The 17,294-nt window shown below is 42.1% G+C and carries 14 protein-coding genes and 3 pseudogenes; 5 read left to right on the top strand and 12 right to left on the bottom strand.

The window, feature by feature from the left end; genetic code table 11:
• The first annotated feature begins 16 nt into the window (after positions 1–16).
• Positions 17–2,326: a hypothetical protein gene (locus AB6E54_RS02480; RefSeq protein ID WP_372127541.1), complete on the top strand. Its 2,310-nt coding sequence runs from the start codon at positions 17–19 to the stop codon at positions 2,324–2,326.
• Positions 2,327–2,378: 52 nt separating this feature from the next.
• Here AB6E54_RS02480 and AB6E54_RS02475 read toward each other — a convergent pair whose 3' ends face one another.
• The 6 genes from AB6E54_RS02475 to AB6E54_RS02450 form a co-directional block, all read right to left on the bottom strand.
• Complete coding sequence (locus tag AB6E54_RS02475) at positions 2,379–2,957, bottom strand: dTMP kinase (protein ID WP_372127543.1); 579 nt, start codon at positions 2,955–2,957, stop codon at positions 2,379–2,381.
• On the bottom strand, positions 2,945–4,201 hold the full coding sequence (locus AB6E54_RS02470) for a radical SAM protein (protein WP_372127545.1): 1,257 nt from the start codon (positions 4,199–4,201) through the stop codon (positions 2,945–2,947). Before AB6E54_RS02470 ends, AB6E54_RS02475 begins: the two co-directional genes overlap by 13 nt.
• Positions 4,202–4,294: 93 nt before the next feature.
• Positions 4,295–4,615: a hypothetical protein gene (locus AB6E54_RS02465; RefSeq protein ID WP_371708521.1), complete on the bottom strand. Its 321-nt coding sequence runs from the start codon at positions 4,613–4,615 to the stop codon at positions 4,295–4,297.
• Between the two features lie 62 nt (positions 4,616–4,677).
• Positions 4,678–5,262, bottom strand: a complete 585-nt coding sequence (locus AB6E54_RS02460) for a hypothetical protein (protein ID WP_371708522.1) — start codon at positions 5,260–5,262, stop codon at positions 4,678–4,680.
• Positions 5,249–6,178, bottom strand: coding sequence for a hypothetical protein (locus AB6E54_RS02455; protein ID WP_371708523.1), 930 nt, complete (start codon positions 6,176–6,178; stop codon positions 5,249–5,251). The genes AB6E54_RS02460 and AB6E54_RS02455 overlap by 14 nt, the downstream gene beginning before the upstream one ends.
• Complete coding sequence (locus AB6E54_RS02450) at positions 6,171–8,864, bottom strand: CHAT domain-containing protein (protein WP_372127547.1); 2,694 nt, start codon at positions 8,862–8,864, stop codon at positions 6,171–6,173. The genes AB6E54_RS02455 and AB6E54_RS02450 overlap by 8 nt, the downstream gene beginning before the upstream one ends.
• A gap of 199 nt (positions 8,865–9,063) precedes the next feature.
• On the opposite strand from AB6E54_RS02450, the gene AB6E54_RS02445 reads away from it, so the two are divergent.
• Positions 9,064–9,714 carry a hypothetical protein gene (locus tag AB6E54_RS02445; protein WP_372127549.1) on the top strand — a complete coding sequence of 217 codons (651 nt, stop codon included), beginning with the start codon at positions 9,064–9,066 and terminating at the stop codon, positions 9,712–9,714.
• Between the two features lie 225 nt (positions 9,715–9,939).
• Here AB6E54_RS02445 and AB6E54_RS02440 read toward each other — a convergent pair whose 3' ends face one another.
• Positions 9,940–11,664, bottom strand: a complete 1,725-nt coding sequence (locus AB6E54_RS02440; protein WP_372127551.1) for a recombinase family protein — start codon at positions 11,662–11,664, stop codon at positions 9,940–9,942.
• A 56-nt stretch (positions 11,665–11,720) separates the two neighbouring features.
• Here AB6E54_RS02440 and AB6E54_RS02435 point away from each other — a divergent pair.
• Positions 11,721–13,313, top strand: a pseudogene (locus tag AB6E54_RS02435) (FAD-dependent oxidoreductase); the annotation flags it as partial.
• Positions 13,314–13,458: 145 nt separating this feature from the next.
• Here AB6E54_RS02435 and AB6E54_RS02430 read toward each other — a convergent pair.
• The 3 genes and pseudogenes from AB6E54_RS02430 to pnuC all read right to left on the bottom strand — a co-directional run bounded on the left by AB6E54_RS02430 (position 13,459) and on the right by pnuC (position 15,736).
• Positions 13,459–14,138: pseudogene (locus AB6E54_RS02430) on the bottom strand (Crp/Fnr family transcriptional regulator).
• A gap of 126 nt (positions 14,139–14,264) precedes the next feature.
• Positions 14,265–14,993 carry a nucleoside phosphorylase gene (locus tag AB6E54_RS02425; RefSeq protein WP_372106237.1) on the bottom strand — a complete coding sequence of 243 codons (729 nt, stop codon included), beginning with the start codon at positions 14,991–14,993 and terminating at the stop codon, positions 14,265–14,267.
• Between the two features lie 8 nt (positions 14,994–15,001).
• Positions 15,002–15,736, bottom strand: a complete 735-nt coding sequence (gene pnuC / locus AB6E54_RS02420) for a nicotinamide riboside transporter PnuC (RefSeq protein WP_017069647.1) — start codon at positions 15,734–15,736, stop codon at positions 15,002–15,004.
• A 364-nt stretch (positions 15,737–16,100) separates the two neighbouring features.
• Here pnuC and AB6E54_RS02415 point away from each other — a divergent pair, with 364 nt between their 5' ends.
• Positions 16,101–16,304 (top strand): hypothetical protein, encoded by a 204-nt coding sequence (locus AB6E54_RS02415; RefSeq protein ID WP_017059106.1) that lies wholly within the window; start codon positions 16,101–16,103, stop codon positions 16,302–16,304.
• A 45-nt stretch (positions 16,305–16,349) separates the two neighbouring features.
• Here the strand turns inward: AB6E54_RS02415 and AB6E54_RS02410 are convergent.
• Both AB6E54_RS02410 and AB6E54_RS02405 read right to left on the bottom strand, forming a co-directional pair.
• Positions 16,350–16,475 (bottom strand): annotated as a pseudogene (locus AB6E54_RS02410) (ABC transporter substrate-binding protein); the annotation flags it as partial.
• Positions 16,476–16,509: 34 nt separating this feature from the next.
• Positions 16,510–16,959 carry a PaaI family thioesterase gene (locus tag AB6E54_RS02405; protein WP_017065470.1) on the bottom strand — a complete coding sequence of 150 codons (450 nt, stop codon included), beginning with the start codon at positions 16,957–16,959 and terminating at the stop codon, positions 16,510–16,512.
• Between the two features lie 34 nt (positions 16,960–16,993).
• On the opposite strand from AB6E54_RS02405, the gene AB6E54_RS02400 reads away from it, so the two are divergent.
• On the top strand, positions 16,994–17,272 hold the full coding sequence (locus AB6E54_RS02400; protein WP_029235478.1) for a DUF134 domain-containing protein: 279 nt from the start codon (positions 16,994–16,996) through the stop codon (positions 17,270–17,272).
• The last annotated feature ends 22 nt before the right edge of the window (positions 17,273–17,294 follow it).

Below are 17,294 nucleotides of genomic sequence, written 5' to 3'. Positions count from 1 at the left end.
AATAAGAAATTACACTATGAAAATTTTAAACGAATCAACAACTAGCGAACATGTCGGAATCAAAAATCTTCAGGAGAACAAAATCTCTATTCTCATATCCAATGGTATTAATTACGAATGTACTGACCGAAGAATCGTCGCTCCGATGTATGGAAAAAATAATTTTTTTGAGATCGGGAGATCTTACAAGCAAGCCAATATTCGTGACATTGAAATAGTAATCGATTCTAAGATGCACCCTGAACTTTCTGAAAAGGCACTAGCAGAGAACGTGGAAAATGCTCGTTTGCCAATTTTTGATTTAGCAACTGGAATCCATTTTGACAGGCTCAGTACAGTTCAAACACTGCTCGAAGGCTACAAACTTTTCAGAAGTACAACGCTTGCTGACTCAATCTCGAGGAATCTGATTCAGAAAATTCCACTCCATTTCGAAACTTCCGAATCTTGCCTATCGCACTACCTTGATGCTGGTTCGAATGGTTACCAGAAGCTCCTCAACGCCTTAAACAAAACAAAGGCCAATTATGAGTCGATGCTTAGTGATGCTACGAAAGTGACTGAATTCGACCGATTAGTTGAAGTTGAGTCATTCGACAATGTCAGCTACCTCATCGAAGACACTCAATTTGATACAACAGTATTGCTAGGAAAAACAGGCACAGGGAAAACAAAATTTGCATTGCAGCCACTGATAAGGTCAGCCACTGAAAACAAAAAGGTAGTTTATCTCTCGTACCTAATTCCCCTCGTAAAGCAGCTTTGTGAATCTGTTGGAGCAGTAAATTACAAGAATGACTCATTATTTGAGATCGAAAACGCAACGTCACTGGGTGTTGTCGTTAACAGTGCCTATAAAGATCATCTAGCTTCAGTCATCCTGAACTGCGACATACTCATTATTGATGAATTTGAAAAGGTTATGACTAATGTCTGTGGGCACAACGACACGATGCGTGACGAGGTATTTGACGTACTGACTCTAGCGATCCAGAAGGTTCCCAAGGTCGTTGTTGCCGATGCCGATATTACAGATACCACCCTACGCTGGTTGCGTAAGCATCGTAAAAGCATCCAAATCATCCGCGCGACGCAAAACCCATACAGAAACATCAACGTCACTATCGCAAATAAATTTGCCGCTTTTGGCAACACATCGAGCAAGCTCAAAGGGGAAAATGTCATTCTCTTCGACTCTCTAAGGTCAATGCGCATGACAATGATCGACATGGGATTGACTGATAAGAGTGGGCAAGCTTGTGAAAAAGTTGCACTTAAGAAACAGGTTTTGGTACTAACTGGCAGCAACAAGAACATGGAAGCTCAAGCGAGTTTTCTGACATCACCTTCAGAAGAGTGCACCAAGTACGACATGATCATTGCATCACCGTGCCTAGCTTCTGGCTACTCATGCGAAGCAGAATTTACAGACAATGTTAACGTTGTCAGTGACCTCGTGCTGGGGATCGATGAATTGGTCAATTTCTCAAGGCGTTTCCGTGCAAGTAAAAATATTACGTTCTACTTGACTCTAAATGACCATTTTAATTATGTCCCTACTCTGCTTTGTGACACTGACTCCGACCGCGACATCCTTCGTAATGAGTTTGAAGACAAGAAAAAACTATTCAATGCGAATCAACCTCTTAGCATGATGTGGAACCTAAAGCGGCTTGGTTTCAATGTCCAAGTGCAACAATCAAGCAAAGAGCAGCTTGAAGAAGGTGTTTTCCGATTCAACCTCCTAAAGGCTAAGGATCTCGAAGCGCGAATTAAGGCTATTTTGGCGGCACGCCTGATCACGCGAGCCGAGGCTGAAAGTCTACTCATGAGCAACCAAGTCGGTTTTGATGAACTGGCAATGCTCAAGAAGTTCGAGATTATGCGCGACTATCAGCTAGAGGAGATCACCAAGCAGGACATTTTATTTGATGAGGCTTTCTGTAACAAAGCACTGTACAAACAAATTTGGAATCCCAACGGGGTTAACCAAAACAAGTACCTTGTTGAGCCAGCTAAGTTCATTAAGTCACAGATTCTACAAAATCCAGACTACCAAGGTGATAATGACACACTTGTACTTTCTCGCCCGCAAGTTCATGGCATCGCCACAGAAATTTTCGACAATTGGGATACATTTAAACACTTGCTACCAGATAGCGAGCAACAAAAAGATTGCACGCAGACTGCTGCAACCAAACTCTTCAAGGCCTTGATGACCTCATTAGGGTATATCTGGCCAAAGGGGGGCTATCAAAGCGAGCCTAAAAAAGTGAAACTTTCATTGGACGCGAGGGCTCTAACCTACAAAAACAGCCTTCTGTAACAGGAACCAGCGGGTGGTAATCGGACAACATATGCGCCCGATTTCCACCAAGCTACTCGGTGTGGCAGAGACTACTCAATATTTCATCGGCGATAAGATCGACACTCTTGGAAGCATCGATAATGAGCCAGTCCCCTACGGGTTTACCACCACACATACCAACATAAAGACCTCGCAATTCATCATTTGCCTGCTCAGTCAGTGTTTGCCTGTCTTCGAGCGTACAGTGGTTTCTATCATTAATTCTTACAATGCGTTCATCCACAGGCAAATCAAGGTAGACAGTGAGATCTGGTGCGAGGAGTTCACTTTCGACCTCATCAAGTGTGTAGCATTGTCCATTGCTCATCCAATGATGATACACTTGCGTCGACAACCAATAGCGGTCTACCACAACGTTCTGGCCTGAATCTATCAAACGTTGAGCTTCACTTGCTACGTTGAGCACGGTAGCCATATAGAACAACTGCCTCGCTTTGGTATTATGTTCGAGCACCGTATCCAGTTGTTTTCGTACTTCTTTAAAACCCGCTCCTGGTGTCGTTAATAACTTCGCATTTAACTTTTCTGCTAAGTACTTTGACACTGTAGATTTGCCACTTCCATCAAGGCCTTCGATTACGATAAACATGCTGACTCCTCTAGGCGTGTTAGCTTCATGGCTAAATCTCTCATTGCCTTCCACTCATCTTTTGTGAAAGTGTCGCTTTCGATAACATGTGGAATCCCCGAGTCGTCGATATGACCTTCTTTGATACCAAATACCTCTTTATCAGCGGCCAATTGCGTGCCTTCTAATAACATCAACGGAAATGCCTTTACATCTGAAACACCTCTACGCCTAAGAAAATCAACGCTCTCGAAAAAACTTTCGAGCGTTTGCGTCGGTAACCCATAAATTAGACTGACCTCAAAAGACATGTTCTTATCATGAAGCATGGAGATGGCCGAAGATACTTTCTCAATATTGTTGCGTCGATTGATTACTATAGATTCCGACTTGATGGCAGTCTGTAAACCAAACTCCAGATGAGTATTTAGCTTTGAAAACAACGCTAACAAGCGCTCATTAATGTCCTCAAAACGTACTTGAAAGACGAGCTCTGCTTCTAATCCAATATCAATCGCGTATTCCAATATCTCGTATGATCTGCGTCCTTTTCGAAAGATCGGGTCTAACACATTAATTCGCCGAACTTTTTTCTCTTTGAATAAGTCCAGCTCCTTCTTTATGGTCTCCATCGAGAAATCATGTACTTTATTGCCAGTCACATCACGGTGAGCACAAAATGAACACGCATAATAACAACCACGTTGCGTTTCCCAGTGCGCCATTGGCTGGTATTCATCAAGCTCAATCAAACCACTTAAATATGGTGAATGACGTGAAGCAAACTCAAACTTGTTGTTTAAAATAAGTTTGCGGATCAATTTGTCCTGCATAAACGCTTCTGGCAAAGTGGCTTCTGCATAGCTGGGCAAGTAGATATCGCCACCAGGATAAAGTACTTCACAGCTCGACTCATGAACCTGGTATCCCCCAAGAATAATGTTTCCCTTAAAGCCTTTATCCTTAAGTTGCGCTATCAAGGGCTCAATTAGCTCGGTGTTCCATACGTAACAACCTAAAGCTAACCCATCAATCTCTTCCAGCTTATGTTGCTCATTAATTCTGTTTGCTATCTCCCCTGCTGATAGGTTAAGTGCCTTATTTTTATTCATATCAATTGACAGGTGCTCAGCAGTAAACTTCTTACCGTAGTCCTTGTGCTGCCTGCACTCGGATAGAAGCACCCCTGCTGCAAAACTAGTCGCACTTTTACCTTTTTGGGTGTAATCAAACGTAACTAGCAGGCATTTTTTATTCTTACTCATAACTAAATCCATAGTCCTAACTATGCGACAACCACAAAGCTATAAAACTCACTTTTTCAAGCTTCGTACTCTCATAACCAATTAATAACACTATTAAAAATGCTTAAACTGTTGCTCATAGCCTTGTCGTCGACATAGCTTGAAAGTAAGTCGTTTGTTCCCTTTAGATAGGATTAAGCGAAAGCCGCGCCCTATTCTGAATCGAATCAGGGATGGATTAGATTTAATGTTTTTGCCTCCAAGCACAGTAAATGGCGTACCGTCAGCAATTGAGTTCACTACACTCAGTGTTTTTTGACGAGTAGAGTTTGGCAGATCGCGCCAGATTTTTTTGTCAACAAGACAAATACAGTCAGAGTTAGAGCTGGTCAGCTCAGGATTGCGTGGTTGGTATTTGAATACGATATTTTGCATTTAGACGTACCTTTTTTGTGTTGGTACGTCTATACGCATAGAAAAATGATTTTTTTCGCTTTTTATTTCAACAAAGGCAACATAACAATGTAACCTACTGATTTTGCTTTATTTAAACTATCTGTTAGATCATCATTTATCACATCACCATGTATAAATGTGAGCATTACAGCTCCTTCATCAGGTGAAAACTCCCACTTATCATCAGAAGTTATCCAGCCTTCTAAGTCCTCGTATCTATAGTGTATTTGCACCTGTGATTCAGTGTTGAACGACACTGTTTGCTCACCTTGAACCTCAATTAGCTGCTGATTTCCCCACTCAACGGTGAGCAAAAGTTGTTCCTGTACCTTGTCCGTATCATTTAATGATAAAGCTAAAGCACCCAATAGATCATCATCACGCACCAGGGAAACTATTGGAGAATTTATAGACTGTTTAACAAAGCACTTTGCTTGCTGATAATAGCGCACAAAATGTGGCCATTTGGCAGCAAAATAGCAAAACTGATCAAGATGCTCTCTACGCCTAACAGCTTCACTCCAGACTCGTTCACGCTCTGGATCTTTAACCAGTTCCTTCCAGTCATCAGTATTTCTGTTTCGACCTTGAACCATCTCATCCAATGAAAGTTTATCCAACGGCATTTTCTGCCTCCTTCTTCGTTGGAGATTTGAGCGCGGTGAGCTTATCTTTTAGCTCATCAATATTTGGATAATCTTTGCTCTTAATTTTATACTGATCCAATAGAGTTGTATTTCCTACAGATTTGAACAGTGCTATGCATAAAGAGCTTGGTTCATCACTGTGTACCCTACAAAAGTAGTCAATGATTTTTGTCACAACCGATCTAACTTCACTAGTTGTAAGATGAGACTCCCTCTCGTTTTTCTTCGCAGTGTACTGCGGCTTGTTTTCCCCTTTTGTTAAGTATTTACTCTTGTACAAGTGAAAACCTGGGATTTTCGACTCGATATCAAGGTACACACATAGATACCTAAATGAGGAGTCCACTTTGTATCTGGTAGCGCTTTTGTCAATACATCCCTCAAATTCGGATTCAATGGGAGGCTCTACTTGGCCTAGTTCATCCAACAACTTCTTATTGGCCTGAAACCAAAAATAGACCATATTTGCTGCTACCATCCCACTATAAATTGCAAGGCAATATGAGATTTTATGCAAATCGATTTCAAAGGTACCTACTTCAGCCTGACTATCAGCTATATCAACCTCTTCATCTATCAATTGCTGAAGCCCAGAAAATGTTTTTCCTGATTTGAGTTTGCACCAGTAATCTATTTGACTGAACAACTTGATATCAAGCGGTATACCGCTAGGTAGCTTTTCGTTTTCAAAACCATCAGATAAAAACATATCAATTATCCGAGCTACTGCATTAGCCTGGCTACCAAACGTCAAGGATACCTTTCGCTCATCAAATACCTCCAATGCCTCATACAAGACCAACTCAATACATGGTCTATGCTGTTCAAGATACTGTTTGCGACCTTCAACGCTCCAGTCAATTATTGGCAATAAATCATCAAACACGTCAAACATAATTTATAAATCCAGATTTTAATTTTTGTTTGGCTAAGCTGCTCTTTAGCTGATTTACTTCATCAACCGTGAGATCTACTTTATCTAAATAAACAGCTTGATTTATCTGTTCTGCAATGCCACAAAACCTTAAACCTGCCCAAGAAGAAGGGTGAAGGAATAACCTCTCGGCTCGTTTTAACTCATCCTCATTCCGCGATTCTTTTGTCTTCATTGGCCCCAACAGTCCAGCCAAAGTTTCATTACAACCCAGGGTGTTTAGATATGGCGATAGTCCAAGCTCTCGCATTTTGTTTAGTTCAGCCTTAACTCCTTGTGAAACCCACCAGCGTTGGGCTGCGAGTAGAGCTTTTGATGGTGAAGTACCATTATTCACAAGTTGGTCATAGTGAGATTTGATATGTGCTGTAACAATATCAGGTAAAGCCCACAATGAACCGATTGAGCTAACAGCGCCCCACTCTATCATCCGCATATCGAAACCAAATGCTTCATTAACAGGGATAGAGAAGACACTCAACGGTATATTACTACCGCTTTGGCAAGCCCAAAACTCAACGCGCTCCATTCCAGCAACTTGGTTAACCAGTTCTACGTCATTCATGTCGAAGTGTTTCGTTTTCAGATAAGGCCTATTAGGAAGTTCATGAGCACAGTGGCCATAATAGGATATGACTTCACTGGTACTAACCACTTCAACAAAGTCATCTTTTTGAACATCAGTCATAAGACCTGAAGCGTGTTTGTTCGCTACATTGTGAAAACGTGTTTCACCTCCATTGATGCATCTAGTACCACTGCGCTCGCTAAAGTGCGTTACATGGTTACAAAGATATAAAACTGTTGGAAGCCAATTAATCTCATCAACCAATGTATAAAGTTCTTCACCCTCAATTCCAGTAGCTGCCCACGGTATCTGTGATGCAAAAAAAGAGGTTAACAATCCCAGGCGTTTACAGTCATCAGGTAATATTTCACGCCAGTTTATGAAATCTAGAACCCAAGTTCTAAGGCCATCAGCGTTTCCTTTTACATATGCACCAATATCATTAACTAAGTTTCTTGGTAAGCTAACACTATGACCTGTTACCACTAGTTTTCCAGCATTCATCATAGCGACCAAAATGAGTACGTCGTCATAATTCGACTCAATGTCAATTCTGACCAAAGTCAAATTAGGGTTCTTGCTTAAGGCTTCTTCAAAGTGCTCAATTTGAACTGAATAGTCACTGTTTCTCCGCTTCAAAAATGCAGGGTCTAGCTCGTCAATTAAACTTTCAATCTTAAGAAAGTCAGTTAAACAGTCATTTGATTTTTGTCGTAGAAATGCAATCGAATCTTTGTCGTCTAGCGCCCCCTTAAGCACCGCAGGATACAATGCAGGCTCGTAGAAGTAGGTAGATTCCCCCACTTCTTCTATGATTGAATCTTTCTGTGATCTTTCAAAAACCTCAGTTAGTGCTACCTCAACATCCTCTTCACTTAAATGCTCTAACATCAGCGCAAGTTCGTTCAGATTAAAATAAGTAGACCCCATCTGAAGTAAATCACTACGTAAAGGCAAACAAACTTTTTTTTCTGGGACTTGCCAATGTTTGTTTGCGCTTTCACAAAAACGTAGAGCACTACAATTTTCAAGTAACTGGAATGCAGCGGTTAAACCTTTCTGTTCCACTAGTATACGAGCAAGTCCTGAACATGTTCTTTGAACTAGAGATGCTAATACATCGGCTTCTGCATCACTCTTGCAAGTTCGCCTAATTTCCATCAATTCATATTGCTTTTTGAATAGCTGCTTTAAGTTTTCTGGTGAAGGTTTGGCTTTTGCAGTTCGCACCAAGTAATCAATTTGTTGCTCAGGTCTAGCTATATCGACCTCAGGGTTAATTGTCATAATTTTAATAGGGTCAACTCCGAACCGAGGTGCTATATCTAAAATGGTTTCACATAGTTCTTTGTGTTTTGGGGAGTCTGAGAAATGCATCAACCTCGCAAAACTTAGTCCTAGACCTTGTTCTGGAGCCATAACATTCATAAAAGGTGGCAAATTGTAGTTCAGATAGCCTAAGTACAATTCAACTGATTTCGCTTGTGACTCACATGCTTTCTGGTTAAGTCCTTGATCGAAAAGAACGCTCGCTAGATTAAAGTGGATATTTGAAAGCTGGCCATCTCTAATCACCTTAGGAATCTCACTATTAATTAATAAATCAATAGCTTGAATGTGAAGTGCCTTGGCCTTTTCTATACAATCTAAATCTTTATCAGGCCAAAGATAATCATGTGCAGCCCTCCGATAGACTACGGCTAACTGCGAGAGACTGGAAGCGTGCTTCTCAGGGATAAGCTGCCTTTGAGGAGTGTCTATTGCTCGATTAAAATACTGAATAGCCTTATTTAGGTTATGGTAAGTACCACCTGGTAGTTCAGTGTGATATGAAAAGTGCAAGACCCCTAAATCATGGCAAGTTGATGCTCTTGCCAATGGCTCCTTAAGAGCGATCTTCAATGCTTTGGACAATAACCTCTCTGCTTTCGCGATAGATTTGGCATCTTTTGACTTTATGAGTTGCTTTGCGGTTTCAGTGAGATCGAACCATTTACGTGTTACCAGACAACGAAGCTGTAGGTCTTGCATAGCACTGTACTCTATAGCTTGCTCAGTTTGTAAAGAGAAGAAACCCATTCACTGTCCTCATTAATATTTTTTCCATTTTTGACAACCGTCTCTCTTACACTTCTGAAAGCTATACCTGTTGTATATCTAGGCTAACAGTTTGAATCCATTACAAGGTTACTCTAACTCATAACACCATAACAACCAACTTGCATAAGATACCAACAAGGGTAACATTAAGACAGTCAAATAACTTCAGGGAAAGCATATGTATCAGGTACTTAAAGAGCGCCACCGCCAAGAACGAGACACTTACCCTCAAGCGCTATCTCTACGCGTCCATCGCGCACTTAGTTGGCTCAAAAAGGCGGAAATGTGCGATGACCACGACTCAAAATACATCTTTCTTTGGATTGCGTTTAACGCCGCATATGCTCAGGATTTCGAATACAAGGCTGATTTCGGTGAACGTGGCCTATACCAAGAGTTTCTTGCCAAGATCGTATCTTTAGATAGCGGAAATAAGTTGTCCGAACTAGTTTGGTCTCAATATTCATCTTCCATTAGATTGATTCTAGATAATGAATTTATTCTCCAGTCCTTTTGGAAGTTTCACTCTGGTCTTATCACTGAGGAGCAGTGGAAGAAAGAACGGTCTCAGGCTAAATCTATCGCAAACAAAGCTCTGTCAGGGGGTGACACTGCCACCGTTCTGAGTATCGTTTTTTCAAGACTCTATACCCTTCGCAATCAATTGATGCACGGTGGGGCAACCTACAACAGTTCGGCAAACAGAGAGCAAATCCGCGACTGCACTGCGTTACTCGAAAATGTTGTTCCGACAATTATTGAGATTATGATGGATGGAGCTGAAGAGCTTTGGGGGGATGCGGTTTATCCTTTAGTATCAATCTCATAGGGTTAATAACTAACTCTATTCTATATTTTGTCGATGGATAATATACACGCTCTTCAAAACTTACCCCTATGGGTTTCCCATCACACATAGTGCCCTAGAGTCTTCCCAGTTAATCATCTAACTGTCTGTTTTTCATGCTTTTAAAAGATAAAGATGACTAGTTCAACTTTAAGTAGGTAAGGTCTATCAACTTATTCTTTAGAAGATAGACCAAAGCGACTCAACCTAATCTTCACTGCCTTGGTGCGTGTTTTGCTGTTGAACCTTGTCTAAGATTAACTGCTTCTCTTCGTCACTCATTGTTTGAGAAAAGGTTATAGCGAGGCTATCGATAAAGGCCATTCGTTTAGCATCATCACTTGCAAATTTTTCTGGTTCTTTAAATTGGATGTGACCTCTGTCTCGTTGGTCAAAATCTATCCCCTCTGCACCTAACTTCATTGCGGCCCTGACTCTTCGAGAACTTACACTCTTATCAACGGTAGCAGATACTACAAAATCTCCCCAAGCCCCAATGACCAACTTCACTCTGGGCTTATCGCTTGTCGATTCATAACCAAGTACAGCTTTAACATCATAGTCCTTTAGGATTTGATTGAATAAGGCCTTGTTTTCATGTCTCGACAAGTCCAAGTTCATTTCGGTAAGCCTTCCCGAACGCTCTGCTTTAGCATCTGCTATCAAATTATTCAGTTCGTAGACTTTTGTCTTCTGCGCCTCATAGATACCGACCCAACTGGAATCATTTGGGTAACGTATCATATAACTTTGAGCATTTGCTGCTTGCTCCTGAGCTGAAGCAAGCTCCATTTCAAGCTGGCCTATGTCTACTGTTATTTCTTCTCTATCATTCAATGTATGCAGTAGGTTGTAAACACACTGTTCTAGTGGTTCATACCTTATACTTTTTGCATCACATCCACCTGTTTTGGCTTTGTTGTTGCACTTAATATATGAGCGGATCTTACCTTTTGGTGATATGCTCTCCCCTCCAAACGCCATCTTCTTGCCACATTTCTCACAATATGCCAATCCACTCAAGACGTTCTTAATTTTAGTAACCTTACCTCCTTTTGATTTGCGTATTTTTTGCTGGCAAGCATGAAAGAGCTTTTCTTCAACTATGGGCTCACAGTAATAAACACCATCTCTATATCCAGTTACCGTTTGATCACGAAGATAACGGTTAACCGAAGATTCTGACAAAGGCCTGTTATAGCTTGAAGGTATAAGTACACCTTCTTCATTGTATGTGTATCTTGCTAATTTGATGGGGCCTAACTCATTAATTATTCTTTTGGCTCCAAAGCCTTTTTTTCTTAACTCAAAGATTCTCCTGATTACATCTGCATTTTTCCGTACAACTTTTAAATCTTTACGATCTTTTGTTCTATGCAGCCATATCGGGGTCTTGGCTGTTGTTTTTATACCTTGGTCAGCTAAGATTTTATTTGTTGCAAGAATACGCTCACTTTTGACTCGGCTCTCTTCATTTGCCAAGTGCAAACCCACTTCGAGCATAATTCTTGCGCTTAGGCCACTTGGGCCACTCATATTTGTTTCAAAGACGGTGTTCCATTTGGTGACTGCAACCTTGACTCCCGCCTTCATAATGTTCTCAAAATGACTGCGCACCACATTTGGTTCAGCGCGACTAAAACGATCTATCAGTTCAAAGACAATAATGTCACCAGGTACAATAATCCCTTTTTCTATATCAGCGAATAGCTTCCCTAATTGACCCTTTCGTATGTTTTCTTGCGTATATCCCGACCTACCTTTATCTTCATATCGACGACCAAAAGTGTAAGGTTCTTTACCCTCTTTAACTCTCAGTTCATTATGGATATCAATCCACTGTTGCGTTGCTTCTACTTGGCGCTCAACTCCCTGCCCTTCAATTGATTGAATCTTTTTAGATACACGGTGATATAAAAAATAGCGTCCCACATTACCTCCACACGTTTCTCGTCCAAATGATAACAGCTGAGTTGTTTATTATACAGTTGTCATTTGCCAACTGTGGATTGCCATACCACATAGGTGGCGATATCGAGGATAGAAGCAAGCTTCTGTTACAAACACCTGAAAGCTTCTTAGCTCGCTTCAACGTTGACGCACGAGTGATGAACGAAGTTACCTCTATTGATCGCACCAATAAAACCGTTACAGTCAAAAATCTTGTTGATGGTAATCACTACAGCGAGAGTTACGACTTCTTATTACTCAGCCCTGGAGCCGGTGCCGTCGTTCCTCCCATCTCAGGAATCGATAACCCCCTCACCCATTCACTACGCAATATTCCAGATATGGATCGCATCATCGAAACAATCCAAATGAATAAACCTGAGCACGCGACAGTTGTTGGCGGTGGCTTTATCGGCTTGGAAATGATGGAAGCGTTTCATCAGCTTGGGATCAAGACTTCGTTGATTGAGATGGCTGACCAAGTAATGACGCCAGTAGACCGGGAAATGGCCGGCTTTGCCCATGCGGAGATTCGTGACAAAGGCATCGACCTAAAACTCGGCGTCGCGCTTGAGTCTGTGAAATATATACCTAACGAACACATCGCAAGTTTTGATTCAGGCGAGAGCGAGAAGCACCAACACATAGAGGGTGAATTAGAATTAACACTTAATAATGGCGAGTCATTAACTACTGATATCTTAATCATGGCTATCGGTGTGCGTCCTGAGACTAAGTTAGCAAAAGAAGCAGGACTTCAAATTGGCGAACTAGGTGGTATCTACACCAATGAAATGATGCAGACTAGCGATCCTAGCATCTACGCTGTGGGTGATGTGGTCGAAGAAAAAGACTTTGTCACAGGTGCACAAACTCTAGTTCCGCTTGCTGGCCCTGCTAACCGTCAAGGTCGTACGGCTGCCGACAACATGCTCGGACGCAATGAAATCTATCAAGGTACACAGGGCACAGCTATCTGTAAGATTTTTGACCTAGCCGTTGCCTCAACAGGGAAAAACGAAAAACAGTTGAAGCGTGAAGGCGTCGACTATGAAAAAGTCTATGTGCATACCGCAAGCCACGCTAGCTACTATCCTGGCGCTGAGATTGTCTCGTTCAAGATGTTATTCGCCCCTAAGACAGGGAAAATACTAGGTGCGCAAGCCGTCGGTAAAGATGGCGTAGATAAACGCATTGATGTTATGGCAGTAGCTCAACGTGCAGGTATGACCGTTGATCAGCTTCAACACCTTGAATTAACCTATGCACCACCTTACGGGAGTGCCAAGGACGTGATTAACCAAGCCGCATTTGTTGCCAACAATATTATTAAAGGTGACGCGACACCTATTCATTTCGATGAGATTGCAACATTAAGCGACAACCAACTCCTACTCGATGTTCGTAACCCTGGCGAACTAGAAAATGGTGGCTTTATTGAAGGCGCAATCAACATTCCTGTCGACCAACTGCGTCACCGCATGGACGAACTATCAAAAGACAAAGAGATTGTAATCTACTGCCAAGTCGGGTTACGTGGTAACGTGGCTTATCGCCAACTCGTCAACAACGGCTTTAAAGCACGCAACTTAATCGGTGGTTATAGAACACTCATGTATGCAAAAGCTTAAGGATTAATACTTAGTCGCCGGTAATGGTGCGCGGACACTTACGGGCTAGTTGCTGAGAGAAAGTCGCTCATAAATAGATGCGAGTAGTTAATAGTAAACATTGAAAAACCGAGCTTGGCATTTAAGTAAGTGCCAAGCTCTTTTATTATTCGTAGGAGTCAATAAAAGCTTGCAGTGCTCGCTGATCGACAATTTCTAACCCTTGATCTCCTTTCTGATGAAACCTTTGTCTAATAGGTCTTTAACCGCTCTTCGATACACTCTGCTCAATGTGCCAAAACGTTCCGCTTCTTGATTCACTTTATCGAAACCGCCTAACACAGTATTTGTCTCGCTTTGAACCAATAAATCATACGCAATATTGTAGGTAATTGAGTGTAAAAGACGGTTAGTGTAAATACCCATAGAGTCTTGATAATCTTCCGCCAATGCAGAGGCAAAGAAGAACATCATCCCCGGATTTTCAAGTAGTGCTTCTGCTAATCTCTGAATGCAAATAACATCAACTTGCATGTGTTCATCAGCCACTACGTTCCACTGACAAGGGGTCTGCGCGAAAAACTCCATCTCACCGAAGATATGGTAATCACAATTCACTTCGCCCAATTGAAAGCGTCGCCCATTAGCCGCCGAAATACTCATAGAGACTCTTCCAGCGGGCACTACATAAAGATACTGAAGCTGCTCACCTTGACGTAGGATTTCATCATTTTGATTGAAGTAACGAGAGTTAACTTGGTGTTGGTAGATGAGATCTCTAAATTCAGAGCTTTTTTTTTCTAAGTAGTTTTTAAAGCGTCCGCTTGAGTATGGTGCAATCTTCATACTTACTCTCTCATTGCATTACTGCTGTTTATATTCAAACGATTGTAACCACTTAAACCACAGGAGAGAACCCAATAAAAAAGCGACGGTCTCCCGTCGCTTTTATTGTTGTTTTTCGCCAGAACCTTATTGTGCAATTAATGCTTCCAGTGCCGCTAAAGATGCTAGCCGCTCTCCTTGCATCATTGCCTCAGCCTCATCGACATATTGCCCAACGCCCTCTTTTACATCTTGTTCATACAAGACAACATTGTTCAAGATAGAAGCGACATTAAGCCCTCTCAAGCGTCCCACGGTAAACAGCGCGGATGTTTCCATGTCTGCACCTAAAATGCCTTTGCCATTCCAGTACTGACAAAGCGCCTGCTCGTCATCGGTATAAAAACTGTCGTGTGAGCGTACCGTGCCCAAATAGTAAGGTGTTGTTTGCTGCTGCAAGAACTTGTCTAGCTCTTTAAGCAGAGAGAAGCTTGCATAGGCGGGATACGACGGCTTAACGTAAGCGGTAGAACCACCCTCATCGCGAACCGCGCCCTCTGCAATAATTAGCTCACCAAGCCCGATATGTGACTGCATCGCACCTGCAGACCCTACTCTGACGATATGAGTCACACCACAAAACTTAAGCTCTTCTACCGCAATGATCATTGAAGGTGCACCAATGCCCGTGCTGCAAACCGATATCGCTTTACCTTGATATTGACCAGTGAAGATTCGATACTCTCGGTTCTCAGAAACCATCTCGGCATCTTCAAGCAAGCTCGCGATTCGATTCGCTCTATCAGGCTCGCCACAAACAATGACTAACGGAGCAATTTGCGTTTCATCAACGCCGATATGAGGTTGCTTTGCCATCTTCACTCCTAAGAAGCCGTTGCTTGAGTTAACGATTTATCACTGTTTCGTTTAGCTGTGCGTGCCCACTCACGAGTACCGTTTGCCGCAATAAACATTAAGATTGCGTATTGAACAGACATTGCGTACACACCCTGCGTCGCATAAATACCAACACTGATAATGTTAATCACAATCCACAGTATCCAGTTTTCAACATACTTACGTGTCATAAGAACTTGAGCAACAATAGATAGAATGGTCATCGTGGCATCCCAGAATGGGAACGCATCCGGTTCAAGCACTGGCTCCGCTAAATCCGCACCAAATAGATTCAGGCTATCTACCGCGATGTTTGCTAGCGCAAAAAAGAATGGGTCGATGTACATAGTTAACAAAGCAATAGAAATCGCACACGCTACGGCCGTTGCTACTAGTTTATTTTGGCTCAACCAACGAACTTCTAGCGTTTCACCTTGCTCATTAGGACGTGTCCATGCGTACCAACCGTAAATGTTGGCGCAAAAGAAAAAGAGTTGTAGAAGTAACAGTCCGTATAACTGAATTTGGAAAAAGATAACCGCGAATAAGGTGACATTCAGCAATCCGAACAGGTAGTTAATGGTTTTTTCTTGGCTTGCAAACCAAATACACAACAAACCAAACACGGTGCCGAATGCTTCAATCCAGCTCATTGCGTAGCCATCCCCTATTGGGATATTGACTAAAGTATTGTTGATATCAAGTAGAGCGAATAGGTCCATAGATGTGTCCTTTATTATTTGTTTTAGTGGCACCTATTTTATTGCGCCTCTCCAAATAAAAAGGAGGACATTTGTCCCCCCTAGAATGCATGCGATCATAAATCAGAATATTAAATCCGGAAAATCAATTTCACGGGAAGATGTCATAGCCCTCCCACAGTCTCGAACTCGAAACTCCAGCACCAGAACAGCCCCCTTCCAAAAACGGAATTTTAATTTACTGGCTAAACGCCGATATCGCATTGACGGTTACGTTTGAGAAGCGCATGATTTTATTTCGAGCAGAATCGTTGTCTGGCGTGTTAACCGTGTAATCGCCCCAAAACTCGTTCTGTGCAACGTACTCAATTGTATGGCAGGTCACATGAATAAAGTAATTATGTTAGTAATGGGGCTGCTTTTTACCAGTCGATTGTTTGCCAGTATTGTTCCTCATGTTGGTCAACTTGAGCATGACGCGCCTATTCTCCTTCGCTCGGCATTGATTGTAGGGGTTGCGGCTTACGCGGTTTGGAGTGCATTTAAATACTTCAAAAAGATCAAGGCCTCAGATTCAGATCAACTGTAACGGCGAAAGTCCAAAAGCTTTTGAATAAGCCTCTAATTTCGATTACTAATCTGCGAAATAATCGACCAAGATTTTACGCCACTTTCGTGACTCACGAATCTTCAACAGGGCGCGGTTAATCTCTTCTTCGTACACGTTATTTTCAGTGATTATGAAACCGTAGTTGGACTTTTATAACTGATAAAACAACACCGCTATACCAAGCTTAAGTTTGATAGCTAGAAACTGACATAAACTGACTTTGTGCCGACGAACATAACTTTCCGCACTGAGTAATTTGGCTTTCTAGGAAGTAGATATTACGTCTACTTTTCACCCACTGGGCACGAACTTCCAGTTCTTGACCAATCAAAATCGGATGATGAAAACGAGAGGTTAAACTCACCGTCATCGCCTTGATATCATTCTGAAATAGACAATGCAACATCGCGCTGTCATGCAATGTAGTGACAATGCCACCTTGCATGATGCCATCGTAGCCCTCAGCTTTATCTGTTGGTACAATCTTGGCTCTGGTTTTATATTTAGCTACTGCCTCATGCTTAGTTAAAGTGTCATGCTCGCCAATAGCTTCAAAACAAATGGCGCTGTCGTTGAAAAAACCTTGGCTGCACACTTGGCAACGCCGATGATTGTGTGGAATGAAAACCTTCATACTTACCTTTACCCATAGATTGCTAGAGATTGATATGGCTCGACCAAAAAAACATCGCCAGTTGTGTACCCGTACGGCTTACTCTTGTTTTAAGCCCAATGGTGTTCCTATGGACGAGCTTCATAAAGAAGAATTGCTATTGGAAGAGCTCGAAGCCTTGCGCTTGGCTGATCAAGAAGGCCTGAGCCAGCTTGAAGCCGCTGAACAAATGCAGGTGTCTCGCCAAACGTTCGGCAACATTATCAAGCGTGCACGAGCTAAAGTCGCCAAGTGCATCGTCAATGGTCACGCGTTGGTGATTCAAAGTAGTTAATTAACGTGTTAGCCAGAAGTTA

The organism is Vibrio sp. 10N.247.311.49, assembly GCF_041467655.1.
GTDB lineage: Bacteria > Pseudomonadota > Gammaproteobacteria > Enterobacterales > Vibrionaceae > Vibrio > Vibrio crassostreae_C.
Note: the sequence above shows the minus strand (reverse complement) of the source record. Positions and strands in the feature narration are given on the sequence as shown.

Excerpts from the sequence above, each read along its gene's own strand:
- AB6E54_RS02480 (WP_372127541.1), top strand. The coding sequence starts at position 17 with ATGAAAATTTTAAACGAATCAACAACTAGCGAACATGTCGGAATCAAA.
- AB6E54_RS02475 (WP_372127543.1), bottom strand. The coding sequence starts at position 2,957 with ATGTTTATCGTAATCGAAGGCCTTGATGGAAGTGGCAAATCTACAGTG.
- AB6E54_RS02470 (WP_372127545.1), bottom strand. The coding sequence starts at position 4,201 with ATGAGTAAGAATAAAAAATGCCTGCTAGTTACGTTTGATTACACCCAA.
- AB6E54_RS02465 (WP_371708521.1), bottom strand. The coding sequence starts at position 4,615 with ATGCAAAATATCGTATTCAAATACCAACCACGCAATCCTGAGCTGACC.
- AB6E54_RS02460 (WP_371708522.1), bottom strand. The coding sequence starts at position 5,262 with ATGCCGTTGGATAAACTTTCATTGGATGAGATGGTTCAAGGTCGAAAC.
- AB6E54_RS02455 (WP_371708523.1), bottom strand. The coding sequence starts at position 6,178 with ATGTTTGACGTGTTTGATGATTTATTGCCAATAATTGACTGGAGCGTT.
- AB6E54_RS02450 (WP_372127547.1), bottom strand. The coding sequence starts at position 8,864 with ATGGGTTTCTTCTCTTTACAAACTGAGCAAGCTATAGAGTACAGTGCT.
- AB6E54_RS02445 (WP_372127549.1), top strand. The coding sequence starts at position 9,064 with ATGTATCAGGTACTTAAAGAGCGCCACCGCCAAGAACGAGACACTTAC.
- AB6E54_RS02425 (WP_372106237.1), bottom strand. The coding sequence starts at position 14,993 with ATGGCAAAGCAACCTCATATCGGCGTTGATGAAACGCAAATTGCTCCG.
- pnuC (WP_017069647.1), bottom strand. The coding sequence starts at position 15,736 with ATGGACCTATTCGCTCTACTTGATATCAACAATACTTTAGTCAATATC.
- AB6E54_RS02415 (WP_017059106.1), top strand. The coding sequence starts at position 16,101 with ATGAATAAAGTAATTATGTTAGTAATGGGGCTGCTTTTTACCAGTCGA.
- AB6E54_RS02405 (WP_017065470.1), bottom strand. The coding sequence starts at position 16,959 with ATGAAGGTTTTCATTCCACACAATCATCGGCGTTGCCAAGTGTGCAGC.
- AB6E54_RS02400 (WP_029235478.1), top strand. The coding sequence starts at position 16,994 with ATGGCTCGACCAAAAAAACATCGCCAGTTGTGTACCCGTACGGCTTAC.